Genomic DNA, 26371 nt, shown 5'->3' with positions numbered 1-26371 from the left:
ATCTTCGTGGAGAAAGGCCAGATTATACCTATCTCAAAAGCTTGTTCCAGCATCTTAGAGCGGAACTGGAGATTGAGGTTCCAAAAGTAGCAAAGAAGCTTCCTTATGTACCTACAGAAGAGGAGCTTAAACGCTACTACGACGTGGTTTGGAAAGCGAAGAACTTTCAAGATATGATGATCGTCAAGACGCTTCTATATACCGGCGTTCGAGTAAGCGAGCTGATCAATATCAAGTTGTCCGATGTTGATTTCCACTACTGCCAAATCCGGATTAACAAAGGCAAAGGCAGCAAAGATCGCATTGTCCCCTTCCCTCAATCGTTCAAAGAAATGCTGGCTATGCACGCCGATTCGATGAAAAAGAAGCAGGGGGTTTACCTGTTCGAATCATCTTGGAAGAAAAAATATACGGATCGGGGGATACGAAAGATTCTGGCCAAATATTCGGAGGAAGCCTGCCTTGTGCAAAATCTGTCGCCGCACAAGCTACGACATTTCCTGTTGACTTGGCTCAAAAAGCAGGGCATCGATGACGCGCTCATACAACCGTACTCCGGCCACGAAAGCCGCAAGTCGTTGGAAGTCTATTCTAAGCTTGCAATCACAGATGCCCAACAAGAGTACAACGAGGTTATCAATAAATTTCCTATTTAATTACATTCACTTTGCGGGTGGTGTCAGCTTCGCTGGTACTACCCCTAGAAAAATAGATTTTGATCCGCGGCAACGGAACTGGTATAAAGACGCGGATGAACGCAACGGGGATGTCGTGATTACCACCCCTTATGTGGATCGGGCTACGAAAAAAGTGATTCTTACCGTCGCCAAGAAACTAAAGGATGGTTCCGGAGTGGTGGCTGCAGATTTATACATAAGTGATATTCAAAAACTTACGGAACAAGTCAAAATCGGGAAAAAGGGGTACGCTGCTCTTCTTGATAAAGACAGGAACTACATTGTTCACCCGACTGCGGAGAGCGGTTCAAAGGCTACAGAGAGCATCATCGATTTGATCTATCAAGTGGAGGTTGGTCATTTTCCCTATGAACTGAATGGTGAAAGCAAGGAAATGACCTTTGCCTCCAATGAATTGACCGGTTGGAAGATTGTTGGCGTAATGTTTTCATCTGAGGTAGATGATGCTGCCTCCAAGATCCTTCACGCAACCTTGTTTGTTTTGCTTGGAGCACTCCTGGCTGGAGCTGTGGTCATTTACTTTGTGACCAAAGCAATCATGAAACCAATTCGGGAATTAAAATAGCGAAGCTAGCCGAACAATCCCAAACATCGGCGAAGCAAATTTTTGAAATCCTGAAAGGGATTCAACATGATACCGAAAACACGGTACAAATCATGGAACAGGTTACCGACGAGGTCCAAAACGGCATCAACGTGTCGGAGGAGGCAATCGAGAAATTCCAGACGATTGTAACGAGCATGAGGGAAATCTCTCCCCAAATCGAGGCGATTTCAGTGACGGCCCATCAGATGTCCGACGAGGTCCAAGAGGTTTCAGCCGCAGCGGATCAGCTTGCCCTCTTTGTGAAAGAAAATGCCGCAACGTCAGAAGAAGTAGCGGCATCTACGGAAGAACAGCTCGCTTCCATGGAAGAGATCTCCGCATCGGCCAGATCCCTTGCTAACATGGCAGAGGAGTTGAAAGAGTTGATATCGACCTTTACCTACTAAGCAGGGGGAAATAGCTTTTCCGATAGTAAAATACGAAAAAGAATAAGGAAATAGACTCTTGACTAAAAACAAATTATGTGTTATGATTAAATATTTTATATTGATTATTATTGCGCGGCTGGTATACTACCTTTTAGAACAAAACGTTCGAAAAAGGAGGCTGCGCGCTTGAAGGAAAACCAGGTTAGTCTAACCTCAATCATGACGGCTTATATCCGGGCCTATCACTCCAGGAATGATACCCCAAAAATCTTTGATGACTTTCTGGCCTACGACATGATCCCGCAAGAAAGACGTACACTCATTGAACAGGGTTTGGCTGGTGCGCTTCAGTTGAAGCCGAATACTGACCAAGAGAATTCCTGGCGATTCTTCTTGCAATCCATGGGGCTGCCTCAAGTAATTAGCCGTTCAAGATATGCGGAAGATCATCTTGAAGTGGCTTACCAGCAAGGGGTGCAGCAGTATGTGATACTCGGAGCCGGGATGGACACCATTGCCTTTCGTCGACCGGAATTGCTGGAGAAGCTTCGGGTGTTCGAGATCGACCACCCAGCTACACAAGCCTTTAAACGTGAGCGTCTGGCTGAGTTGGGATGGGAGATACCTGCAAATCTGTCTTTCGTTCCGGTGGACTTCTCGAGAGAAAGCTTGTCAAAAGCACTCATGGGATACCGCTTCGATCCTCAGGCGAAAAGCTTTTTTAGCTGGCTCGGTGTCACTATGTATCTGACACAAGACGAGGTGTTCGAGACGCTACGTTCCATCACCGAGGTAGCCCCTGCGGGTAGCACGGTTCTTTTCGATTATTTTGGACCAGACGAAAATGCTTCACATTCCCAAGAGACGCGAGAAAATTTACAAAAGATCGGGGAACCGATAAAAACGTATTTCGACCCTTCGGAGCTGGCAACACAACTTTCTCATTTGGGATTGCGCCTCATGGAGAACCTCAGCCCCGCTGAGATCCAAAGCCGCTATTTTCAAGGGCGTACGGACGGTTATGTTGCATCCAAGAATGTATACTTTGCTAGGGCAATGATTGAACCCTCTACTCATGGAGCAAAACCATAGAACATGAGCACAAAGACGAACAGTAAGACGTATCCAATCACTGCTGCGAATAAGATGTACATCACGCTTAATAGGATGCTGAGAAACCAAGAAAGACCTTTCCGTCTGAAAAAGCGGATAAGCCAGAGCAATCCCGCGAGCAACAGCGGCACGATATAAAAATAAGCGAACAGGCTGACCCAGTTGAATAATTTCTGAAACGCTTCTTGGGGGACTGGACCTTCTGTCATATGATAGGTATTCATGATATACAGTCGGCCGCTAAAAAAGACGAGCGAAAGGATGCAATAGTAGACGAGAAGAGGTTTTACTCTAATCATGTCATTCACCTCGAGCGTAAGGATATAAGTATAGTAAAAGTGAACATGGAAAAAACAAAAAGTACCAACTTTCTTTGGTACCCAAGGGAACAGGTACAGGAGAAGGAGCCATGTGATATTGACTGCTTTTTCGAAAAATTGTATGCTCTATGTTAGACTGTGAAAAAATGCCAAGTGAGGGTATCCAGATGAAAAAAGCATCCTTGAAATCGCTATCGGTTGGAGTCGGATACTCGACGGCTGTTTTCTTTGTTTTTGCTAACGACGGGAGAAGTATGTCCAAAATTGGATGTCAGCGACTTTTATCCTTTCGTTAGCGGGTAGTAAAGGATATACCGTGGAAAATTCACCACAGGTCGCTCGCCTGTGGTTTCTTCTTTTCAAGGTGCGCCACAGGTTTGCTTTCCTGTGGTGTTTTTTATACCCAAAAAAGGAGAGAGAAAGATGCAGATCACTGGTGAAAACATTGTCGTCAAACTGGCGGAGGAGTCGGATGCTCAATCCCTTCTGGCTCTGGAAGTGAAAAACAGGGACTTTTTTCAGCAGTTCACAGGACGAAGAGACGAAGCCTTCTATACCTATGAAGGGCAGCTGGATCGCATCCAAGACGCTTTGAAGTTGCAGCAGGAAGACAGGGGATACCTCTTTTTCATCTTTTTACGCCGTACAGGGCAATTGATTGGTGAGGTGATCCTATCCGAGGTAGTCCGTTACAATCTGCAAAGCTGCTGGATTGGGTACTTTCTGGATAAGGACTTCAATGGCAAAGGGTACATGACGGAGGCGGTGAAGCTGGTCGTCAGCTATGCGTTTACGGAATTGGATCTCCACCGGATCGAAGCAGGAGTCATGCCGCATAATACGGGTTCGATGAAAGTGCTGTTGAAAGCTGGTTTTACAAAGGAAGGCATTGCCCGAAAAAACGTGAAGATCAACGGTCATTGGGAAGATCATCAGACGTTGGCGATGATTAAGGAGGATTGGCTGGCAAGGGCAGGGAAGAAGGTCCATAGGAAAAATCCCGGCAGTGTCGCCCCTCCGATCGGCTCCTATACGCATCTGACCACGGTACCAAATGGAGCGGGTTTACTCGTGCTGTCCGGGCAGGTCGGAAATGATGAAAACGGTGAAATGCCGGTCGAGTTGAATCAGCAGCTGTACAACGCACTGCAAAATATCAAGCATATTTTAGCAGAAGAATCTGTATCCGTAGATCAAATCATCAAAATCAACATCTGGGCGACGGAGGGGATGGATTGGCGCTATTTCAATCAAGTGTGGCAGGAGTTTCACGGCGGGACTCCCCCTGCCATGACCATGGCTTATGTCCCGGCATTAGCGGTCTCTACTTTAAAGGTGGAGATCGAAGCCTGGGCGGCCAAGTGGTGATTGCACAAAAGGACGGCTAAGACGGCCGTCTTTTTTTGCTATAATGAATTTGCTAAAAGTGGAAATTGTCGTGAGTCACATAAACAATGGACCGGAAGACAGGAGGGCAGGGGCATTGAAGATCAAGGTATTGATTGCAGATGATAATTCGTTTATTCGGGAAGGCATGAAAATCATCCTGACCACCTTCGAGGAGTTTGAAGTGGTCGGGACGGTGATGGACGGGGCCGAAGCAGTTGCATTTTGCCGGAACCATGAGGTGGATGTGGCGCTATTGGACGTGCGAATGCCGAACATAAACGGCGTCGAGGCGACACGTATCCTGACGGAAGAGTCGACCGTCAAACCGCTGATTCTGACGACATTTGATGATGACGAATTCATTCTAGAAGCTGTCAAGGCGGGGGCTCGGGGGTATTTGCTGAAAAACAACGACCCGGAACGCATTCGCGACGCCATCAAAAGTGTTTATCACAACCATCACGTATTGCAAGATGTCGTCCTCAACAAGATCAAACGAAACCTTACTTCAGACCAGGATGCAGTCGAAGCACCAGCCGATCCTTCGTCAGTGTCATCTGCCCCAGCTCCACTCGGCAGCAAAATCGACCGGAGTTTGTTTACAGAACGGGAACTTGATGTGATGGAGCATATCGCCAAGGGATTATCCAACAAGGAAATTGCCAGGAAGCTTTTTATCTCTGAAGGAACGGTTGCGAATTACATCACTTCCATTTTCAATAAAACTGGACTTGAACATCGCACGCAGATTGCCATTTATTATTTAACAGGGGAAGCGAGGAAGTCTGACGCATGAGAACCGCTCTGGAAAATTGGATGATTTGGAATAAAGCGACGGTGTTCGGATATATCATGACTGCTTCCTTCCTAGCTCATTTCGCGTCTGAGATAAATCCTTGGCTCATTCTCGGATACCTGCTTTACTTGGCCGTAAACATTGCGATTCCTATCGTGAAAACATCCAAGCCAAAGCGAGTGCTTACTGTCGTATCCGCTGGATTTGTCGTCGCTTACGGGCTGTATGTGGAACCGTTGTTTCTCCTACTTCTACCGATTAACGGATATGAACTGATCATTTTGTCCAACACGAGAGCCATCTTCGCTATTCTTTTCCTCATCCTGTCGCTTATCATGGTACCTTATGAGTTGATTCCGCAGTACCTGTTGAGCGCTCTACTCAGTTTTTTGCTTATCACGTATATCCATTCGTCGAGCGAAAAGCTCAAAAGATTGGAGGAGGAACGCGAGAACCTGCGGGCGGATTTGCAAAAAATGACCCGAGCTTTGAGCGAAAACAACGAGTACATCCGGCAGTCCGCCTATACCATCAAACTGGAGGAGCGCAACCGCCTATCCCAGCAGATTCACGATGATGTCGGGCATGCGATGGCAGGAGCGCTGATTCAGATGGAAGCGGCGAGACGGTTGTTTTCGGTAGATCAGGACAAGGCGGTAGAGCTGCTGGGCAATGCAATCTCTATTTCCAAAGAGGGCTTGGAGCGAATCCGACTGACGCTCAAGGATGTGAAGCCACGGCCAGAGGAGTTGGGCATCAATCGGCTTCGACTGTTTGTAGATGAGGTGTCTGCCAAGGAGACAGTGACAGCTACGTTAACCTTTGGCGGGGACATCGATGTCATTGCGCCGATTCACTGGAAAATTATTCAGCAGAACGCGACCGAAGCGGTAACGAATTCACTCAAGTATGCCAAGGCTACGGTTATCTCCATTGAGGTACGAGTGCTGAACAAGCTCATCAAAGCGGTTGTTTCGGATAACGGAATCGGAGTGGACAAGGTGGTCAAAGGTCTGGGCATTCTCGGCATGGAAGAGAGAGCCGCTTCTGTAGGCGGGACTGTTATCGTTGACGGGACCAAGGGCTTTCGCGTGACGACACTTTTGCCTTACGAGCACCAATGAAGTTTTATAGGAAGCGACATGAGGATTCTCATAGATAAAGGATGAACTTATGCACTGACATAGGGACATCCTTTTTTATTAGAATACAGATACATTGTGAAGGGGGGAGACTCGGGTGAGCCATGTGTTGGAAATCCGCAACTTGACCAAAAAATTCGGTGATTTCATCGCTGTTGATAATATGACGTTGAACGTGAGTGAAGGAGAAATATTTGGGTTTCTGGGTGCCAATGGAGCGGGCAAGAGCACCACAATTAATATGATCGCGTCTCTTTTGCGCTGTACCAAGGGCGAGATCTTTCTGATGGGCAAAAATATTGTGAAGGAAGCCAAGTTTGCGAAAATGAATACGGGCATCGTACCACAGGAACTTGCCATTTATGAGGATTTGACCGCCTATGAAAATGTGAGCTTCTTCGCTGGCTTGTACGGATTGCGAGGGACGCTGCTTCGGGAACGAACCGAAGAGGCTCTAGAATTCGTAGGCCTGGGCGACAAGAGCAAGAGCTTTCCCAAGAACTTTTCGGGCGGAATGAAACGCAGGCTGAACATCGCCTGTGCGATCGCGCATCGACCCAAGCTGATCATTATGGATGAACCAACGGTCGGAATTGACCCGCAGTCGCGGAACTATATCTTGCACTCCGTGCGCAAGCTGAACGAGATGGGATGCACGATCATTTATACGAGTCACTATATGGAGGAAGTCGAGGAAATCTGCACGCGGATTGCTATCATGGATCACGGCAAAATTATCGCGGAAGGAACCAAGGAGCAGCTCGAGTCGACCATTACCGATTCGAAGGAAATCTGGATTGGTATCAAAGAGGATGACTCGTTGTCGTTCGATTCACTCAGAGCGATCCAGGGAGTGACCTCCGTACGTCAAGAAGAGGGCATGATCAAGATCGTCTCGAAAGCAGAAGTCAATAATCTAAATCGGATCATTCAGCTTTTGATCAAGGATCAGGTGGAGATCCGATCAGTCAAAGAACAAGCACCAAATCTGGAGTCGGTGTTCCTGACCTTAACGGGCCGGAACCTCCGGGATTGAGGGAGGCTTCACCATGAACCTTTGGAATATAGTCATAAAAGAAATCAGGTCTGACCTGCGAGACAGGCGGACTTTCCTGTTTATGCTCGCACTTCCGATCACCCTGATGCTGATTCTCGGGGCGGCTCTTTCCAATGCTTTCACACCTGGTCATTCCATAGAAAATATGCAATTCCTTTATAAAACGAATACGACAGATCCAAATATGTTGATCTATTGGGAGTATTTTACAGAAGCGATCAAACAGGAAGGAGTTACAGCTGTGCCAGTGGATGCTGGGATGGACGGCGTGGAGGAGGTGCGTGCCAACCGTTTTACGGCTTATGCGATTCTTGAAGACGACGGCATCACGTTTTATGGAAGCAATAAATATCCGCTTGAGAGTAATATCGTCCAGGGCATGCTGACGGCGTTTGCAGATCGTTTCTCGCTCGCTACAGCAGTATTTCAGGTTGACCCTTCAGCGGCAAAATCAATTCTGGTCCGCGCTGGACAAAGTAGTGATTTTATCCGGGAAATGTCACTTCAAGCCGATAAAAAACCGGGTTCTTTTGACTATTACGCGATTGCGATGACAACGATGATGGCGTTTTACTCGGCTATTTCGGCACTCTACCTATTCCGGTCAGAACGAATTCGCAATACAGCTGTTCGGCTGATGGCTGCTCCCGTCAGCAAGTCAGTCATTTTCGTCGGCAAGATCATCGGCTGCACGTTTGTCAATTTTCTCTGCGTGTTGATCGTCATCTTGTTCAGCAAATTCGTTTACCATGCGGATTGGGGCAATCATTACGGGATGGTGGTACTTGTCCTTTTGACAGAGTTGCTGCTCGCTGTCAGCGTGGGTCTTGGCGTCAGTTTTCTTATCCAAGGGGAGGGAGCGAGGGCGGTTGTGTTGATTTTCACACAGATCTCGTCTTTCCTCGGGGGAGCCTATTTTCCGATTGGCGATGTGGAAGGCGTGTTGGACATCTTGACGAACTTGTCACCGATACGCTGGGCTAATCTAGCATTGATGCAAATCATCTATGCCGATAATCCTTCAGCGGCATGGCCAGCAATCGGATTGAATACGAGCATCGCCTTGGTCTTTTTGTTCTTTGCCAGCATTTCTATACGCAAACGGGGTGCGTTTTAAGATGAGTGAATTGATGTGGCTCATTCGCAAGACATTGAAGGATACGTTTCGGAAAAAAAGCAGTTGGTTTGGCTACTTCGGACTGCCGATCGCGGGCATTTTGATCACCATGTTTCTTTACGGCTATAACAACACTGGGATCATTCGCGTAGGTATCCTCAATCAGGACGGCAATCAGGCGATTACACAGAATGTGATTCGATTTATGGAAGGATTGAATCAAGTCAAAGTCACGATATTGGACGAACAAACGCTTCATGCCGACATCGCATCTGGCAAGCTAGACAGTGGCATTATTTTCGAGCAGGGGTTTGCTTCCAGTGTCCGGGATGGAGATCCGGAACATCTGAGCATCATCTCGGTAAAAGGGACGCAGGTTACCGCCTACATCAAAGCGATGCTCCAAAACTATATTGGAAATATAGCGGCGATCGGCAAGGAATCCCACGGAGATGATGCCATGTTTGTCCGGCTGTATGAGGCGTATAGCCAGCAAGATTTTATGCTGAAGGCAGAAACGATACAGGATACGTCGAACATGAAGATGATGACCTATCAATCGATTGGCTTCCTGATCGCTTTCATGATGTTTTCCGCCGTCAATATGTCTGAGATCATACTCAAAGAAAAGGAGAATCGCACCTTCCTGCGCTTGCTCTCATCGCCGATGTCGGCAAGGACGTATGTACTCTCCAACGTAGTGGCCAACTTGATTATGATGCTGCTACAAATTGTGGTTGCCTTGGTTGTGATGAAAAATGTCCTTCATATTGATTCCGGCGTAACATATAGCGAATTGATTCCAGCTCTTCTCCTTTTTGGGCTTGCAACCATTTGTTTATCGCTCTTGATCGTCGCATTTGCCAAAAGCACGACCGGAGTAGACGCGATGCAGAATCTGATTATCACGCCGAGCTGTCTGCTCGCCGGTTGCTTTTTTCCGATGGAGATCATGCCGGATACCGTACGTAAAATTTCAAGCTTTTTGCCGCAGCATTGGCTGCTGGACATGATCAATAAACTGCAAGAGGGTCAAACCCTTGGAAGTTTGTATGTGAACATGGCGATTCTGTTGGCGTTCGCCGTAGTCTTTGCCTTGATCGCGATTTTCCGGTTTGGCCGCAACAATGACGTCAGACAGTTTGTGTAGGATGGAATCTTGCAGGAATCAGAAGGCTCTTCAAAGAATTGGAAAATGGGGACAGCCCCAGAGAGGAGCGGGTACATGAACTTCACGATGAAAGAAGCCATTGAGGTTCTGGAGCGCACACCGAAGACGCTGGAGCATTTTTTATCCGGCATTTCGGACGAATGGTTGCATTGCAGGGAAGGCGAAGGAACCTGGACTGTCTCAGAAGTGATTGAGCACCTCATCGAGGGAGAAAGGCAGAATTGGATTCCCAGATTGACATGGATTCTCCAAGAAGGCGATACGAAACCCTTTCCCCCTTTTGACCGCTATTCACACTTGCAGAAAAAGCATGAGAGCTCCATCGAAGAGAAGCTGCATGAATTGAACAAGATCCGAACAGAGAGTATAACCAGGCTAAAAGAGCTGATTGATCCAGAACGGCATCTTGAGTCTACGGGCTTGCATCCTGAATTCGGCTCGGTAAAGGCAAGAGAATTGATCTCTACGTGGGTTGTTCATGATCTCACGCATATTGCTCAAATCGTTCGGGTCATGGCGAAGCGATACAGTACGGACGTTGGGCCTTGGAAAGCCTATTTAGGGATATTGAAAGCAAAAGATGGCGCAAGTTAACGTGTCTGTCTAAGCATCTCGCAGGTTACGTCCCCGAAGAGAGCGGCGGGTGATTCTCGTATCCCGCAAGCATCGCGTGTATTTCAGCGAGCACCTTGATGCGAAGCTCCTCCGGGGACAAGACCTGTGCCAACGATCCGAAGCCGAGAATCATTTCACAAGCATGCTCCAGCGTCGCAAATTGGATGGTCGCTTCCAACCATCCGTTTTCTCCAGGTGCTTTTTCCAATATGGTGATGTAATTCTCCTGCTCCAAGCGTCCAAGCAGCTGCTCGCTGACTTTCAGTTTGGCCGGAAAGCGAGGGAGCCTTTGCTTGAATTCGGCTGTTGATGCCTCCCAGTAGTTCGCCAAATGAAATTCCTGCGGGTAGGGAAACGATTCCTGCAGCACCTCTGCGTGGGCGATCCGCGAGACGCGATAGGTCCGAAGCGCTCCATCGCAATCGGCAACGAAGTACCATACCGAGCGTTTTGCTACCAGCCCAAGGGGACAGACAGTTCGGACCAAGGTTTCTTGGTCCCGTTTATAGTGGATGCATAGTTTGAGGTTCGCCCATACCGCTTCTTGAACAGTGGACAAGTATGGATAGCTTTCTTTTGCTTGATGCCAGCCGGCGCCGTCAATATGGAACTTTTTCTGGATCAGCTCGATGTTGTTCTTGATCGAAGCGGGAGAAGAAGCGAGCAATTTCTGATAAGTGGCATCAAAATGCTTCTTGATGCCCAGATCCGTCAATAATCCAGGATGCGCCGAGACGATCAGGGAGAGAAACTCCTCCGCCTTAATCCCCGTCAAACTCGTTCGATAGCCGTCTGCGAGAAGCCAGCCTCCGCCGCTTCCGCGTTCAGAATAGACGGGCACTCCAGACATGCTCAATGCCTCCATGTCGCGCAGAATCGTCCTCTCCGATACCTCCAGTCTTTCCGCCAATTCTTTTGCGGTCTTTTTCCCCTCATTTTGCAGCAATAATAAAATCGAAAGCATGCGATCGGCTCTCAGCTGTCTGCACCTCCAGTGAAGTCTCCTTGTTAAAAATAGTACCACACAAATATGACAAAGGGTGTCATCTATCACCCTTTACAATAAAGAGGATCAAAGTTGGAGGAGGAGTTGCATGATGAAGAAGCCTTTGGAGGGAAAGATAGCAGTGGTCGCTGGGGCTACGCGGGGCGCGGGCAGAGGAATTGCCGTCATGCTTGGGGAGGCAGGCGCAACGGTTTACTGTACGGGGCGAAGCGTGCGCGGCAATCCGTCTGATCTGAATCGGTCCGAGACCATCGAAGAAACGGCAGAGATGGTGTGCGCCCGGGGCGGCATCGGAATTTCCGTGCAGGTAGATCATACCGACGCGGAACAAGTAAGGATGCTGTTTGAGCGGATCAAGGCAGAACAGAATGGGGTCCTCGATATTTTAGTAAACGACATCTGGGGCGGGGAGAAGCTGACCAAGTGGGATACGCCCTTTTGGGAACATTCCTTGCCAGATGGGCTGCTCATGCAGGAGCGCGTACTCAAGACGCATTTGATAACGAGCTATTACGGCGCCCCCTTGATGATTGCCCGCAAATCAGGTCTCATCATCGAAGTGACGGACGGTACGGATTACAGGTATCGGGGTAATCTCTACTACAGTCTGGCCAAAATAGCGCCGATCCACATGGCGGCTGCGATGGCAGAAGAGCTGCGTCCGCATCAGGTTGCGGCTGTTTCTGTGACGCCAGGCTTTTTGCGCTCTGAGGAAATGCTGGATTACTTTGGGGTGAAGGAGGAGAATTGGCAGGACGCTGTAAAAAGCGATGTGCAGCACGCGGAGCATTTCGGAGAGTCCGAGACGCCGTTTTTTATTGGCAGAGCGATCGCGGCGTTGGCGGCAGACCCTCACATGCTGCAAAAAACAGGGCAGGCGCTGTCAAGCTGGTCTCTTTCCGATGAATATGATTTTTATGATGTAGATGGAAGAAGGCCGCATTGGGGGAATTATGCAAAACGGCATGGATTTCTATAGGGTTTTGTGGAAGAACGAAAAGCTCTCAGCACACTGGGAGCTTTTCGTCTGGACAACTTCCGGTATACTTTTTCATAGAGGAGGTGAAGATCTGAAGTGAGGATTCGCAAAGCTTGTTGCATACCATAACGGTAAGGTGGGGAGAGTGGACATGAACAGGACTCGCAGCTCCATTGAAAGAGAAGTATCCAATTTTATCGGTGCCTATATCAAGGATACGTTAGGAAGAGGGCCAAGAGATACGGAAATCAAAATCGTCGATAACGTGTTGATATTTTTTATAAAAGGGATTCTCACCCCGATGGAAAAATACATTTTAAAAACCCCTGAAGGGAAGAGTGTGGTATTAAAGTCCAGACAACTCTTTGTGGAAAGCACCAATGAAGAGTACATGAAATTTTTTGAGAAGACCGTAGGGGCGAAGGTTCTGCAAAATTATGAGTCATGGGATCTCGAGAATGACTCGGCGATCGGCGTACTGGTCTTTGAAAGAAAAGTATTGCAAATGTAACGAAATAGGGTTGATTTTTTGGATGAGGTCCGTATAATGATTAATAACAGAAAATTCAATATTATCCGAAAGCAAAGGTGAGGAACCTTTGTTTCTGCAAGAGCAGTGGAAGGGCCTCTTGACTCGTTCAATCAAGGGCAGACCATGGCTTATCAAAACTAATTTCGATTAGTTTTATAAGTTGTGGTTTGCCCTTTTTTGCATGTTCCAAAAAAGGGGGGATCTGTTGATAGGAGGGTGTTGCGTGTGTCAGCTCATTTGAACAAATACATTAGAAATGGGGATGATTCCATGAATAAGCAAGAAAATAGCCAACTCAGCTCGATTGTCATCAATGGTCACGAGTTTACCTACGACATCCACGGTGAAGGCGATGGTCCAGTGTTGCTGTTGCTCACCGGCTGGTGTCAAGATCACAGGCTGTTCGACTATATCGTCCCGCCGTTGGCTCAGCGGCATAAGGTCCTGCGTTTGAACTGGCGCGGCCATTCGTACCCGCAGCAGTTGCCTGGCGACTTCGGTGTCAAGGAACAGGCTGAGGACGTCATCGGAGTGTTGAATGCGCTCGACATCGAGAAAGTGATTCCCGTATCTACCTCGCATGGCGGGTGGGCGAATATCGAGATTACCGATCGGCTTGGCACCGCAAGAGCGCCCCAAACGGTAGTGATCGACTGGATTATGGGGGAAGCCGGGGAAGAGCTGCTGCGGGATTTGCGGGATATCCAAAATCCTGAGAAATGGGTATCGGGCCGGCAAAGCTTGTTTGACCACTGGCTGGGCGTCAGCAGCAATCGAGCGGTCATTGATCACTTGAACAAAGAAATGGCCAGCTTTGGTTATGACATGTGGGAAAGATCGTGCCGCGTGATCGAGCAGGCGTACGAAAAATGGGGTTCGCCGCTTCAGAGGATGTCTGCGCTGAAGGAAAAACGTCCGATCGTACACATCTACTCGCAAGCTCCGGGGCCAGGCTACGAAGAGATGCAGCAAAGCTTTAAAGAGAAGAATTCCTGGTTTGATTATAAATTTATCAAAGCGCAAACGCATTTCCCTACGCTTGAGTCTCCGGAAGCCGTAGCGAATCACATCCATGATTTTGTCTCCCAGCTTCGGTAATGAGCACATGCACGCCCCCATACATTCAATGCTTGATCAACCGGAATGATGGGGGCATTTTTTCTAGGGTAACTATCGAATTCAGCTCAGAACGGGAGGATGAGATCAAGTGGGGACTAAACAAATCGTAATTGCGGGTGCCGGATTATCGGGTCTGACATTGGGAACGGCACTTGCCCAACGCGGATGGAAGGTTCAGGTATTGGAAAGATCGGCTGAGCTGAGGGAAATTGGTGCTGGTCTCTATACGTGGGAAAACGGACTGAAGGTACTGGAAGAGACAGGCGTATATGAGGAAGCCTCGAAACAGATCGAGTTCATTTCGGAATTAAAGATGGTAGATGAGCAGAAGCAACTGATCCATACTACAAAGTTTTCAAATCAAAACCGTTTTTGTGTCGTTCCGCGAAAACAAGTATATGGGGCTTTGCTTCGGGCTGCGGAGAAAGCGGGGGTACAGATTGAAACAAGCGCATGTGCGGTGTCTGCCGATCCATCAGGTGCAATTACTCTGGAAAATGGACACACGCTGCGGGCTGATCTGGTGGTGGGAGCTGACGGAGTCAATTCGTCCATACGAACATCCCTGAACATGGCACATACCGTTGAGAAAATGAGCAATGGGGCATTGCGAGCCCTGATTCCCCGAGTGGAAGCGGACGAAACAGGGATAGCTGCGGAGCATTGGTCTGGTTACCGCCGTATCGGCATTGCGCCTGCTACCGACGACCTCCGGTATATCTATTTGACAGCTCCTTCCTCAGACGCGGAGGGACTATCCGACCCGATCAACAAAGAAGCGTGGCTGTCTTCGTTTCCTCACCTGGAATCGGTTATCGAACGGATTGATTCTTCGCGACTAGACCGCCACTTTGCTTATATCTACGCGAGCACCTGGTCCGTAAACCGAGCAGCAATCATTGGAGATGCAGCACATGGGATGGAACCGAATTTAGGGCAAGGGGCTGGTGTAAGCCTAACCAGTGCACTTGAATTAGCCAAACAACTGGAACGCTATGATATAGACGCAGCCCTGCAACATTGGGAGCGCATCATGAGGCCGACCGTGGAAAACACGCAGATCTGGTCGCGGATCTATGGATCGGCAGCATCGAACTGGCCACAAGAATTATTGCATTTGCGCTCGGAGATCATCAGAAAGGCAATGGATTCTGAAAACATCGACCTGATGATGAGTACCGCAGCCAGACATGTGACAGGAGCGGCAGAGCATTTGCAGGTATAAAAAACGATTTGCGTCAGCAGGGGTACCTTTTCAAGTGAATAGTTCGGACTATTCTGTTAATTTTTGCAAAAAGGGGCGAAGAACTGTGGGGAATGATCAAAGGAAAGAGTATCAAATCGCTTCAAATCCAGGCAAATCCCAGCTCATGGGCATCGGAATTGTTCTCTTTGCATCCGCTCTTTTTTCAAGCTTGGGGGTCCTGACGAATCTCGCTTATGAAGCCGGGATGAGTCCAGTTGCATTTGCCACTTGGCGTGAAACAATCGGTGCTCTTGCCATGGTGGTTCTCCTCTTGTTTGGTGTTGGACGCCCTTCACGTACAGAACGTATTTCACTGTCGCAGATTCCAGGATGGCAGTGGAGGAATCTGACGATCGCGGCTGTCGCCTTTATGTCGTACAGCCTGGCCATCTTCTATGCGTTTGTTCACTTAACTGTTTCGCTTGCCCTGTTATTGTTCTATATCTACCCTGCATTAGTGACGTTGATCAGTATTTCGACAAGACGCGAATCGTTTAATATGCCAAAGCTGATCGCCTTGCTGCTCGCATTGGGTGGAAGCACGATGGCTATTTCCGGTCAAATGTCTCAAGAAGGGGCCGTTCGATTCGATACGATCGGAATTTTGCTCGCACTTGGCGCTGCTATTGGCATGTCGATCTATTTTCTGGTTGGTCGGGGTGGCTATCCAAGCATTCCCTCGTCGTACGCCACCACGATTTTTTTAACGGCGGGCGCTGTCGCTTTTGCTCTCATTGGGATTGCGATGGGAGAGAGTGAAGCCCTCATGCAGCCTTTCCAAGCGGCTTCCATCTGGCCCATGCTGTTGTTTGCCGGCATTGGGGGAGCAGCGATTCCGACCATGATGCTTTTGACAGGCATCCGCATGATCGGCGCGTCCAGAGCTTCCATTTTGGCGATTTTTGAGCCGATTTCCGGTTCTGTGCTGGCCGCGGTGATCTTGGGTCAAATGCTTTCCATGATCCAAATCGTTGCCGGGGTGCTCATCCTGGGTGCTGCGGTTATTTTGCAGCGGACCCCCGAGACGATAGGACCCGCAACGCAAAGTCCAAGAAGCAACATCGATATTGCCTGAAGTGGGCCACATGCCTGCCATGATTTTCGTGCAAGCCGAGCAGGAATCAGACGACCTTTCAAAGAATTGGAAAATGGGAAGGTTGCTTTCCGAAAACAAGTCATGAGGAGGCTGTCTGATGAGTAAAAAAGTCTTGATCGTAACAGGAGATGCTGTGGAGGCCCTGGAGGTATTTTATCCGTACTACCGTTGTTTGGAAGAAGGGTTTGAGGCGGTCATTGCAGCGCCTACGGTGAAAACACTGCACACGGTTTGCCACGATTTTGAAGCTCACAGCGAAACGTATACCGAAAAGCCAGCCTATCAGCTACCTGCCCATGTCTCCTTTGCAGAGATCAATCCAGAGGGATTCGACGCCCTGATTATCCCGGGTGGACGCGCCCCAGAGCATATCCGGCTGAATGAGCACCTGAAGCCGATTGTGGCCCATTTCTTCGAGGCGAATAAACCGGTAGCCGCGATTTGCCACGGCTCGCAGGTATTGACAATTGTCCGGGAGCACCTGGCCGGCAGAGAAATGACTGCTTACCAGGCATGCAGGCCTGATGTGGAGGCTTGCGGAGCGATCTATCAGACGGAGACGCTGCATGTGGACGGCAATCTGGTGTCAGGGCATGCATGGCCGGATCTTCCTGGTTTCATGCGCGAGTTTATTAAGCTGCTTCGTTAAATAGCAAAAACCTCCCGTCAAGGCTTGAGGCATACGCTCAAGTCAGTCGGGGGGTTTTTTGGCGAGATTTTTGCGGCAGCATATCTTCCCGATGTGGGGTATGATGGAGGAAGCATCATACAACCATAGAGGACGGGGAGAAATCTTGAAAATCTTTAAAAAAGTATATATCGAAATTACCAGCATCTGCAATCTCGCCTGTACCTTTTGCCCGCCGACGGAGCGCAAGGCCAATTTCATTTCCGTAGATGATTTTGCGAAAAGACTGGATGAGATCAAACCGCATACCAAATATATTTATTTGCATGTCAAAGGAGAGCCGCTGCTCCACCCGAAGATTGATGAGCTGCTCGATGTGAGCCACGAGAAAGGGTTCAAGGTCAATATCACGACAAATGGTACGCTGATCGCAAAAAATCGGCATAAATTGCTCGGAAAGCCTGCGCTCAGACAGATGAACTTCTCGTTGCACAGCTTTGACGGACATGTAGGCTCGACGGATCGGGAAGGATATTTGCGGGAAATTCTTTCATTTGTTCGTGAGGCGCAGGAGCATCGCGTTCTCTTTTCCTTCCGTCTGTGGAATTTGACGCAGGACAACGCAACCAATATTCAAAAGAAAAGAAACCGCCAGACATTGGAGATTGTCGAGAAGGAATTCGGCCTGGATTACAAGATCGAAGAGAAGGTTGTTCCGGGGGGCGGGGTGAAGATCGCAGAGCGCGTCTATTTGAACCAGGACCATGAATTCCAGTGGCCCAGTATGACGGCGCCTGAGGACGAGGGCAAAGGCTTTTGCTATGCGCTTCGCAGCCAGGCGGCGATTCTCGTAGACGGGACCGTGGTGCCATGCTGTCTGGATGGGGAAGGCGTTATCAACCTCGGGAATATCAATCAGGCATCGTTTTCTGACATCGTGAACGGCGAGCGGGCGAATCAACTCGTCGAAGGCTTTTCCCGCAGGGAGGCTGTCGAGGAGCTGTGCAGAAGATGCGGGTATCGGCAGCGGTTTGGGGCGTAACAGCCGCCTTGCCTAGTGCCGGGCTCAGTGCCTTTTGGGAAATGCGAAATAGACCGTATCCTTCGTCAGGGAGCGGTCTATTTCTTTTTGGCAAGGCAAGAACGAACATCACACGATATCCAAAAGAAACGAGCAACCGCTCCTCAACAGATCCTCCACCTGCTCAGGCGGAACAGGCTTGCTGAAGAAATAGCCCTGCATATCCTGGCAGCCCATTTTTTGCAAAAACAGATACTGCTCCACTGCCTCTACACCCTCCGCAACCACATGAATCCCCAAGCTGTCGGCCAAAGCCACAATGGCCTGAATGATTGCTTCCTGATTTTTGTCCTTGCTGATGTCGCGTACAAAGGATTGGTCTACTTTCAATGTATTGATTGGAAATTTTTTCAAATAGCTGAGCGAGGAATAGCCCGTACCGAAATCATCGATCGAGATGTTTACCCCCAAACGACTCAATTCAGTCAGTTTGCTGATCATTTCCATCACATTTGTCATGGCAGTGCTTTCCGTGATTTCGATCCGGAGACAATGCGGAGGAAGTCCCGTCTCATCAAGGATTTGCTCTATTGTTTTCACAAAATCGTCGTTATCAAATTGGCGCGCTGAGGCATTAATAGAGACGTATGTGGAGGCGAGCCCCTCCTTTTGCCAACTTTTGCTTTGCAGGCAAGCAGTCTTGAGGATCCAGATGCCGATCGAATGGATCAGTCCCGCCTCTTCTGCCAAAGGGATAAATTCGGATGGGGAGATCATTCCCAATAGCGGATGATGCCAGCGAATCAATGCTTCAAATCCCACGATTATCCCTGTCGGGGCATGAATAATCGGTTGATAAACCAGAAAAAACTCATTGTTTCCAAGTGCTTTATGGAGGCTCTGCTCGATCAATACCTTTCTCGACAGATCTTTGGCCATTCCGGGCCGATAGATCTGGTACTGATTTCCCCCTCTCCCTTTTGCAAAATACATAGCCTGGTCCGCCCGTTTTAACAAGGCATCAGGATCGTGGCCGTGATCCGGGTACATGCTGATCCCAATACTCGTCGTGATGACATACTCCTGACCATTGAGCCAGATCGGGCTCGATATCATCCAGAGGGCTTTTTCGACAGCAGACAAAACAGTTTCTATCCTTGTAAAATCCTCCAATACAATGGCGAATTCATCGCCGCCTTGTCGAGAGATAGTACCCCATTCAAGCTGGCGGCTAGTCAATCGATTGGAAACGATTTGCAAAAGCTCATCGCCCACGTTATGGCCAAGAGAATCATTGATGCACGTAAAGCGGTCCAGGTCAAGAAAGAGCAGGGCGACCTTTGTTTTGTTTGCTGCGGCTTTGGTTAATGCTTGCTGGAGCCGATCGGTAAGTAACCGGCGATTGGGCAAGCCTGTCAAGGTATCATGGTAAGCCATGAAATGAAGCTGCTCTTCATAGACTTTTTGCTGGGTAATGTCATTGCAGACTCCATCCAAACGGACGAGTTGATTGAATTCATCCAAGATCGGAATGGTATAGTCGGAAATCCATTTGCATTTCCCGTTCTTGTCCACGATGCGATAATCATGCTTCAACGCTTTTCCTTCCAAAAGAAGCGGTTGTCGAGCCTCCACCTGTTTTCTGTCCAGAGGATGAATGACTCTTCTCCAGAGAGAGGGGTCTTCTGCAAATTCTTGTTGGGTATAGCCGTAAATTTTTTGACAGGCAGGCGATATATGCAGCAGGGAATTGGTTTGCATATCCATCGACCATAGACAAACGTCAATACTGTCGAAAATATGCTGCAGTTGGTTGCGGGATTGGATGAGTTCATTTTGTGTCGCATGCAAATCGCTCAAATTTTTCGCAATTCCCACAATTCCTTTGGTAGAACCGTTCAAAATAATTGGTACTGCAGTTACATAAAGATCCACGTCTTCCCCATTTTTTGGCGTAATGGTTGTTACAAATTTCTCCACATTTCCATTCAAGGCACTGACGAAATGCTGGACAACCCGATCCCTGTCTTCCTCTTTAATGAAGGGAAGAAAATTCATCTGATGCAATTCCGCTCTTGTATAACCGGTTAATTGGAGAGTTGATTCATTTGTAAAGAAAAAGTAGCCCTCGGAATCAATGGCATAACCTGCGTCCGGGTTGTTTTCGAAGAGCGTTTTGTAGATTTCGAGCTGCAATCGTTGGGGTACCTTGTTCGACATGGAAAGTCACCTTCACTCAAGATGTTATTCGTGTGCAAGTGGAAAAATGGGTACTTGGATCTAATTTTATATACCCGACCTTCAAGGGAAATAAACGCTAGTTTTTGAGTATTCCTTGCTTTAAAAATAATTCTTGGAAGTTGTTGCACTTTACTATAATATTTACCTCGAACTATTTTCCAAGGTAAAAACATACATAAAATCCAAACAGATGAGGCAGGGGAGAAAACATGCTATCAGCTTGGTTTCGCAACATGAAAATCAGGACCAAAATCATAGTAATGGTTGCGATTTCGACAATAGCTCTTTTATTTGTTGGAGTCACAGGCTATTTGAATATTTTGGACCTTAAGCAAGCAAGCGCAACCGTGATTAATGAAGGGGTTATCCCGATGAACGCCATTCACGAACTGGAAAGTCATCATCGGGCTATTGAAGGATATGTTCTAGAACTGAATCTGACGATGAATGAGCAGAAAAACAAAGAATTGCTTGCCAACATTTATGATACAAGGGAATCAGCAAACCAACTTCTTGCCGAATTGCAAGGCATGAATCTCTCTCCCGAGGAAGTAGAGGTTCTCGCCAAATACAACGAAGTCCTGATCGAATATCGGGATACTCAGAACCATATCATCGAACTGGCGAAAGAAAATCGGAATACGGAGGCGTATTCGATCTATTCCAAAACGGGAACGGTGCTGAAAGAAGAATTGATGGGGCATCTCAACCAACTGAAAGAGCACCTCACCCAAAATGCGCAGAACATCTATAAAGAAAATGAAGCCAAAGCAAATCAAGCGGTTTATATTGTCCTCGTTTGTATCGTCGCTTCAGTCGTCCTCTTGTTGGCTTGTGGAATTGCGATTGTCCGAATGATTACAAAACCGATCAGACATATGCAAGAGATGATGGTACAGGTAAAAAATGGGGATCTGACTGTCCAGGCTAATTACCAGTCAAAAGATGAGATCGGACTGGTCATGAGAGATTTCAACGACACGATCACCGGATTAAATACGTTGATTGCCAGTGTGAAAACGAGTGTAGCTCAAATCTCGTCAAGCTCGGAGGAGCTCTCCAAAAGTGCCCAACAAACGGTTCAGGCTACGAACCAGGTAGCTGCATCCGTCTCGGAGATCTCCACCGGGGCAGAAGCGCAGCAAAAAGGAATAGAAGAAGTGTCCAGTGCCATGGAAGAGGTAACCATAGGGGTGCAGCGAATTGCCGAATCTTCATCAACGCTATCCCAATTTTCTACGGATACGCTGAACCAGGCGGAAAAGGGACAGCAGGTCATCGCACAGACGCTGGACCAATTCCAAACCATTTATCAGACTACGGAAGAATCCGCTGCTGTCATTCATCAGTTGAACAAGCGTTCTCAAGAAATCGGACGCATTGTCGAGGTGATCTCGGATATTACCGGCCAAACCAATCTGCTAGCGCTGAATGCCGCTATCGAGGCTTCGCGTGCGGGAGAACATGGCAGAGGATTCGCTGTTGTAGCAGATGAGGTAAGGAAGCTGGCGGAGGAATCCAAGAATTCAGCAGATCAAATCTCCAAAATCATCGCCCTGATTCAGGAGGAGACAGAGCGTGCGGTCCAAACCATCGAAGGAGGCAAAGAGACAGTCGAGAAGGGCAAAGTCTTTGTCCAACATACCGATGAAGTGTTCACGACCATTAGCCAGATGGTTCAGCAGGTAAATGAACAGGTGTATGAAATTTCTGCCTCGACTGAACAGATGTCAGCTAGTACCGAAGAGATCAGCGCCTCTATGAAACAATTGGAGAGGATCGCACGGGATGCCTCCCAATATGCGCATACTTCCGCAGCTTCTTCCCAGGAGCAACTGGCGGAGATGGAGGAAGTCCATACAGCAAGTCAGTCGCTGCAAGAAATGGCGACGGAATTGCAAAAGGCCGCCAGCCAATTCAAGGTTTAGCGGTATGATTCAAACAAAAGGGAGGCTGTCATCAGCCCCCCTTTTCTTATGATCTCTATGCTTTTTGTACTTCCATCTGTTCTGCTTTGCCCTCTGTCGTTTCCGCTCGCATTTCGTTTCCCTTATCCTTGCCTGAACGCAAAGGAATCTCTTTCAAGAACAGGGCGAATACAACGGCAAATGCAGCGACGATCGCACCTGTTAAAAACGTCGTAGTAATCGCATAGCTCATCGCTTCCCGGATCTGATCGAGCATTTGTGCAAACAAGCCTTGCGCTTGCGGTGGCAAGCTTTGAAGCGCAGCTTCGATCTTCGGCTGATCCAACAGATTCTGCGGGTTCGAAAAAAGGGCCAGCTTTTCTGCCAAGGCCGGGTCAGTGGAGGCAGACGCTGCACCTTGACCCAATGTCCCCGGCAGATCGGTCATTTTTTTCGCCATAGCAGAGCTCATGACGCTCCCCATGACGGCGATTCCGATCGTACCGCCCAGGTTGCGGAAGAGCTGGGAGGTAGCGGTCGCCACACCCAATTGCTGCGGTGCCACTGCATTTTGTACGGTCAAGGAGAAGACCGGCATCGCGATCCCCATGCCCAGACCCAGGATGATCATGTACGCGACGAGCACATAAATCGGTGTGCTCGGTACCATGAAGTACATCATCACCATGCCGAATGTCATCAGCAGCAAGCCGCCAATCGCCATCTTTTTATATTTGCCTGTCTTGGTGATGAGTTGGCCAGATAATGCTGAAGTGGCGAGCATGGCGATGGACATCGGCATCGCTACATAGCCTGCCATGGTAGGGGAGATCCCTTTTACCCCTTGGACAAAGAACGGTACGTAAATGATCGCTCCCATCATCCCGGCATTGAGGAAGAAACCAACCAGATTGGACACCGTGAAAATGCCGTTTTTAAACAAGCCAAGCGGCAATACAGGCGTTTTTACCTTCATTTCCACCAAAATGAAAATGAGCATAGACACGACGGTTACGGACAAAAGCCCGATGATCTGCCATGAGCTCCAGGCGTATTTGCCTGCACCGTCACCCGCCCAGGAAAAGGCGAGCAGCATCGGCACGATCGTGGTCGTTAAAAAGAGGGAACCAAAATAGTCCACGGATTCCCCTTTGCGCTTTTCAACCTGCGGGAAATTGAACAGAATCAAGGCAAAAGCAAGCAAGCCGATCGGCAGAAAGATCCAGAAGACCCAATGCCAGTCCAGATGATCGACGATATAGCCGCCCAAAAGAGGGCCGGCTACGCTGGAAACCCCGAAGACCGCGCTCATGACCCCGGTCCACTTAGCCCGTTCCCGAGGTTCGTACAAATCGCCCATCGCTGTGAAGGCAGTGGACATGATGATCCCCGCACCTGCACCTTGAATCGCACGATACGTGATTAATTGAAAAATATCCGTGGAAAAACCGGATAGCAATGCACCAAGGCTAAACAAGCCGATCCCCGTCAGGATAAATGGTTTTCGGCCGTAAATATCGGAAAGCTTCCCGACCAATACAGATGCGACAGTTGAAGTCAGCAAATAGATCGTGATCGCCCACGAGTAGTAATCCATACCGCCCAGTTTTGCGATGATGCGCGGCATGGCAACCCCGATGATGGTCTGGTTGATGGAGGAAAAAAACATCGAGGTGATAATCGCGATCATGATCGTGATTTTCCTTTTTTCAGTAAGCTGTATCATCTAGATGTTCTCCTCTCTTCGTTGTTCGATGTTTCGCAGTACCTGCTGGTAGATCCGGATCAGATGATCTAGGTCCTCCTCAGACAGTCCCACAAAGAATTCCTCTACCGTGCGCTTGAGCTCCGCTTTATAACGCGCCAGCATTTCACGTCCCTGATCCGTTATCTCCAGATAGACCACGCGCCGGTCAGTCGTGTCACGCTTCCTGTCGACATATCCGCAAGCCATTAATTTATCAGCAAGACTGGTCACAGCCCCCGGAGTGATGTCCAAAAACTCCGCAAGGGCAGATACTTTTTGCGGTCCCTTGTTTTCGAGAAACTTGAGGATAAAGGATTGGGATCCGGATATGAGCGGATCCAGGCGCTTGTGCCATTCGTTTGCAATTTTTCTTTGCAATTGAAGATACAGTTCTTCAAAACTCAAGAGATGTTGTTGATCTGGCATTGTCTTCGCTCCTATTTCGCCTGCGAATAATATATATAGTATATTATTTACCCACTAAAACATTTTCAAGTATACAATTGCCTCTGGACGCTGTCAAACTCAATGGCAGTCCAAATATTGGGACTTCAGAATTTGGACAGAAGACCCAGCTCTTGGTAGAATAAATAGTAAAGAGAGAACGGATGGACCGAGGGGAGATAGATGTGAAAGCGATCATCGTGGATGATGAGCGTCTTGCTTTGAAAAAATTGGAAAATTTGTTGACAGAACCCATCGAGATAGACATTCAGTTTGAGGAGATTCGCACGTTTCAGGACCCGCAGGCAGCGATAGAAGCAGCCCGCAACGAAACATTTCATCTGGCTTTCCTGGATATCGAAATGCCTGAAATCAACGGGTTTGAACTGGCTGAAAAATTGATGATGCTCCAACCGCATCTGCACATTATCTTCGTCACGGCGTATCAGGAGTATGCGGTCAAAGCGTTTGAAATGAATGCGCTGGACTATTTATTAAAACCTGTTCACGTACGCAGATTGACTATGACTATGCAGCGGGTCGCAAAAACAATGGTGTCGGCTCCGGTAGGCGACAGCGCGACCAACCAGGAGATGATCTGTTGCTTGCAAAATCTGCACTACATCGATCAGCAGGGAGAGGTGCAGTTTTTTCCCTGGAAGACGCTGAAAGCCCAGGAGCTTTTTGCTTACCTGGTGATGAATCGGAATAAAACCGTGAGCAAGCAAACCCTGATTGATTTGCTCTGGCCGGAATATGATACCGTTCGTTCAACCACGCAATTGCATACGGCCATCTATCAGATTCGCAAAATCATCAAGAACCTTGGCCTGGATCTGGAGATCAAATACAAGGATGAACGGTACCGCTTGGTCTGGGGAGACATCAAGCTGGATGTCGAGGAGTGGGAAAATGCCGTTCGCGATGCTCCTCCTATTGATTCCCATACACTGAGGACACATTTGTCGATCATGGCCAAGTACCCGGGCGGTTTTTTGGAAGAGCATTCATATCTATGGGCGGAATACGAGCAGGAGCGCCTGCAGATGATTTGGTTGAGTCATGCCAGTGAAATAGCGGAATGGTATCAGTCGACGGAACAATTTACGGAGGCGATCTTGCTGTACCAACAGATTCGGGAAAAATTGCCCGGCATGGAGGACGGCTATTTTGGTTTGATGAAGCTGTACGCGATGACGAATAATCCGAGGGAGGTCACGAAGCAATATCAGATTCTCACGGAAAAATTAAAGGAAGAATTCGATGTTGCGCCAAGCAAGGAATTGGAGCAGTGGTATCAGCATTGGAAACAAGGTAGGGATGCCAGATGACAAGAAAGATCATAGCCATGCTGCTGATGTTCACGGGAATCGTCGTTCTTAGCTACCCTACGCTCGCGGAGGAGTACTATGATTATCAGCAGCAAAAACTCGTCCAAGAGTGGCAGCAAAGCCTGCAAAGCATACATAACGGAGACGATGATGTTCTCCCCGCGGAGGAAGAGCCTGTGGCAGCCGTTCAACCAGCAGAAGCTGCCAATCAGGAGACCGTTGCCGCTGCATCGGAAACGGAGAAAAAGGAGCTCCCTGATTTCAAAAGCTATCCCAATATGGAAGGGATCCTGATGATTGACAAGATCGACCTCGTATTGCCGATCCTCCAGGGCGCCACAGACAAAAATATGAAAACGACAGTGGCTAGTATTGAGCACACAGGAAAAGCCGGAGAGATCGGCAATTATGCCATCGCGGGCCATCGAAACCGCACGTACGGCAGAAATTTCAATCGGCTTGACGAGATCCAGACCGGGGACAAGATCGAGGTCGATGACGGCGAGCGCGTATACAACTATACGGTGACAGAGAAATTGATCGTTAAACCGGAAGAAGTATGGGTATTGGAGGGAAATGGCAGCGACAAGGAGATTACCTTGGTCACTTGCCACCCGATGGAAAACCCTACGCATCGCTTGATTGTGAAAGGAAAAATTATTCGCGAGTAGGGAAAATTTT

26 protein-coding genes are annotated in these 26371 nt (G+C 48.4%); 21 read left to right on the top strand and 5 right to left on the bottom strand.

The annotated features are described in order from the left end of the window. Positions 1-41 precede the first annotated feature (41 nt). From EDM58_RS12215 to EDM58_RS12200, 4 genes are all read left to right on the top strand, one after another. Entirely contained in the window at positions 42-656 is a 615-nt protein-coding gene (locus EDM58_RS12215; RefSeq protein WP_023556413.1) for a tyrosine-type recombinase/integrase, read from the top strand. Then, positions 598-1263 carry a cache domain-containing protein gene (locus EDM58_RS12210; RefSeq protein WP_148039322.1) on the top strand — a complete coding sequence of 222 codons (666 nt, stop codon included), beginning with the start codon at positions 598-600 and terminating at the stop codon, positions 1261-1263. The genes EDM58_RS12215 and EDM58_RS12210 overlap by 59 nt, the downstream gene beginning before the upstream one ends. Then, entirely contained in the window at positions 1254-1691 is a 438-nt protein-coding gene (locus tag EDM58_RS12205; protein WP_122913583.1) for a methyl-accepting chemotaxis protein, read from the top strand. Before EDM58_RS12210 ends, EDM58_RS12205 begins: the two co-directional genes overlap by 10 nt. Positions 1692-1859: 168 nt before the next feature. Then, positions 1860-2765 (top strand): class I SAM-dependent methyltransferase, encoded by a 906-nt coding sequence (locus EDM58_RS12200; RefSeq protein WP_023556410.1) that lies wholly within the window; start codon positions 1860-1862, stop codon positions 2763-2765. Here the strand turns inward: EDM58_RS12200 and EDM58_RS12195 are convergent. Next, positions 2747-3085: a hypothetical protein gene (locus tag EDM58_RS12195; protein ID WP_148039321.1), complete on the bottom strand. Its 339-nt coding sequence runs from the start codon at positions 3083-3085 to the stop codon at positions 2747-2749. The genes EDM58_RS12200 and EDM58_RS12195 overlap by 19 nt on opposite strands. A 444-nt stretch (positions 3086-3529) precedes the next feature. On the opposite strand from EDM58_RS12195, the gene EDM58_RS12185 reads away from it, so the two are divergent. The 7 genes from EDM58_RS12185 to EDM58_RS12155 all read left to right on the top strand — a co-directional run bounded on the left by EDM58_RS12185 (position 3530) and on the right by EDM58_RS12155 (position 10372). Beyond that, on the top strand, positions 3530-4474 hold the full coding sequence (locus tag EDM58_RS12185; RefSeq protein ID WP_122913581.1) for a GNAT family N-acetyltransferase: 945 nt from the start codon (positions 3530-3532) through the stop codon (positions 4472-4474). Positions 4475-4589: 115 nt separating this feature from the next. Further along, entirely contained in the window at positions 4590-5291 is a 702-nt protein-coding gene (locus EDM58_RS12180) for a response regulator transcription factor (protein WP_023556406.1), read from the top strand. Continuing rightward, positions 5288-6415, top strand: coding sequence for a sensor histidine kinase (locus EDM58_RS12175; RefSeq protein WP_023556405.1), 1128 nt, complete (start codon positions 5288-5290; stop codon positions 6413-6415). The genes EDM58_RS12180 and EDM58_RS12175 overlap by 4 nt, the downstream gene beginning before the upstream one ends. Before the next feature lie 115 nt (positions 6416-6530). Next, a complete protein-coding gene (locus tag EDM58_RS12170; RefSeq protein ID WP_023556404.1) occupies positions 6531-7469 on the top strand; it encodes an ABC transporter ATP-binding protein in 939 nt (312 codons plus the stop codon). A gap of 13 nt (positions 7470-7482) precedes the next feature. Then, positions 7483-8607, top strand: a complete 1125-nt coding sequence (locus EDM58_RS12165) for an ABC transporter permease (RefSeq protein ID WP_023556403.1) — start codon at positions 7483-7485, stop codon at positions 8605-8607. A 1-nt stretch (position 8608) separates the two neighbouring features. Next, positions 8609-9757, top strand: coding sequence for an ABC transporter permease (locus EDM58_RS12160; RefSeq protein ID WP_023556402.1), 1149 nt, complete (start codon positions 8609-8611; stop codon positions 9755-9757). 75 nt (positions 9758-9832) lie between these two features. Next, the gene (locus EDM58_RS12155; RefSeq protein WP_023556401.1) at positions 9833-10372 is read left to right on the top strand and encodes a DinB family protein; all 540 of its coding nucleotides are present in this window, start codon (positions 9833-9835) and stop codon (positions 10370-10372) included. A gap of 25 nt (positions 10373-10397) precedes the next feature. Here the strand turns inward: EDM58_RS12155 and EDM58_RS12150 are convergent, their stop codons facing one another. Further along, on the bottom strand, positions 10398-11372 hold the full coding sequence (locus EDM58_RS12150; RefSeq protein ID WP_031305633.1) for a helix-turn-helix transcriptional regulator: 975 nt from the start codon (positions 11370-11372) through the stop codon (positions 10398-10400). Positions 11373-11487: 115 nt separating this feature from the next. On the opposite strand from EDM58_RS12150, the gene EDM58_RS12145 reads away from it, so the two are divergent. From EDM58_RS12145 to EDM58_RS12115, 7 genes are all read left to right on the top strand, one after another. Continuing rightward, the gene (locus EDM58_RS12145; protein WP_122913580.1) at positions 11488-12378 is read left to right on the top strand and encodes an SDR family oxidoreductase; all 891 of its coding nucleotides are present in this window, start codon (positions 11488-11490) and stop codon (positions 12376-12378) included. Positions 12379-12529: 151 nt separating this feature from the next. After that, entirely contained in the window at positions 12530-12889 is a 360-nt protein-coding gene (locus tag EDM58_RS12140; protein WP_122913579.1) for a Na-translocating system protein MpsC family protein, read from the top strand. 291 nt (positions 12890-13180) lie between these two features. Beyond that, positions 13181-14008, top strand: coding sequence for an alpha/beta fold hydrolase (locus EDM58_RS12135; protein ID WP_122913631.1), 828 nt, complete (start codon positions 13181-13183; stop codon positions 14006-14008). A 109-nt stretch (positions 14009-14117) separates the two neighbouring features. Continuing rightward, a complete protein-coding gene (locus EDM58_RS12130) occupies positions 14118-15254 on the top strand; it encodes an FAD-dependent oxidoreductase (RefSeq protein WP_122913578.1) in 1137 nt (378 codons plus the stop codon). Between the two features lie 85 nt (positions 15255-15339). Further along, entirely contained in the window at positions 15340-16350 is a 1011-nt protein-coding gene (locus EDM58_RS12125) for an EamA family transporter (RefSeq protein ID WP_122913577.1), read from the top strand. Between the two features lie 118 nt (positions 16351-16468). Continuing rightward, positions 16469-17020, top strand: a complete 552-nt coding sequence (locus EDM58_RS12120) for a DJ-1/PfpI family protein (RefSeq protein ID WP_122913576.1) — start codon at positions 16469-16471, stop codon at positions 17018-17020. A gap of 145 nt (positions 17021-17165) precedes the next feature. Next, entirely contained in the window at positions 17166-18041 is an 876-nt protein-coding gene (locus EDM58_RS12115) for a radical SAM/SPASM domain-containing protein (RefSeq protein ID WP_122913630.1), read from the top strand. 108 nt (positions 18042-18149) lie between these two features. Here EDM58_RS12115 and EDM58_RS12110 read toward each other — a convergent pair whose 3' ends face one another. Further along, positions 18150-20240, bottom strand: coding sequence for a sensor domain-containing protein (locus EDM58_RS12110; RefSeq protein ID WP_122913575.1), 2091 nt, complete (start codon positions 20238-20240; stop codon positions 18150-18152). Positions 20241-20470: 230 nt separating this feature from the next. Here EDM58_RS12110 and EDM58_RS12105 point away from each other — a divergent pair, with 230 nt between their 5' ends. Then, positions 20471-22189, top strand: a complete 1719-nt coding sequence (locus tag EDM58_RS12105; RefSeq protein WP_122913574.1) for a methyl-accepting chemotaxis protein — start codon at positions 20471-20473, stop codon at positions 22187-22189. Between the two features lie 55 nt (positions 22190-22244). Here the strand turns inward: EDM58_RS12105 and EDM58_RS12100 are convergent, their stop codons facing one another. Together EDM58_RS12100 and EDM58_RS12095 are read right to left on the bottom strand one after the other, a co-directional pair. After that, positions 22245-23894, bottom strand: coding sequence for an MDR family MFS transporter (locus EDM58_RS12100; RefSeq protein WP_122913573.1), 1650 nt, complete (start codon positions 23892-23894; stop codon positions 22245-22247). Further along, complete coding sequence (locus tag EDM58_RS12095; protein ID WP_122913572.1) at positions 23895-24341, bottom strand: MarR family winged helix-turn-helix transcriptional regulator; 447 nt, start codon at positions 24339-24341, stop codon at positions 23895-23897. A gap of 203 nt (positions 24342-24544) precedes the next feature. Here EDM58_RS12095 and EDM58_RS12090 point away from each other — a divergent pair, with 203 nt between their 5' ends. Further along, a complete protein-coding gene (locus EDM58_RS12090) occupies positions 24545-25690 on the top strand; it encodes a response regulator (protein ID WP_122913629.1) in 1146 nt (381 codons plus the stop codon). Then, on the top strand, positions 25687-26361 hold the full coding sequence (locus EDM58_RS12085) for a class D sortase (protein ID WP_122913571.1): 675 nt from the start codon (positions 25687-25689) through the stop codon (positions 26359-26361). Before EDM58_RS12090 ends, EDM58_RS12085 begins: the two co-directional genes overlap by 4 nt. Positions 26362-26371: the final 10 nt, after the last annotated feature.

Origin of the sequence: Brevibacillus panacihumi (assembly GCF_003710985.1) — a bacterium.
Lineage (GTDB): Bacteria > Bacillota > Bacilli > Brevibacillales > Brevibacillaceae > Brevibacillus > Brevibacillus panacihumi.
Note: the sequence above shows the minus strand (reverse complement) of the source record. Positions and strands in the feature narration are given on the sequence as shown.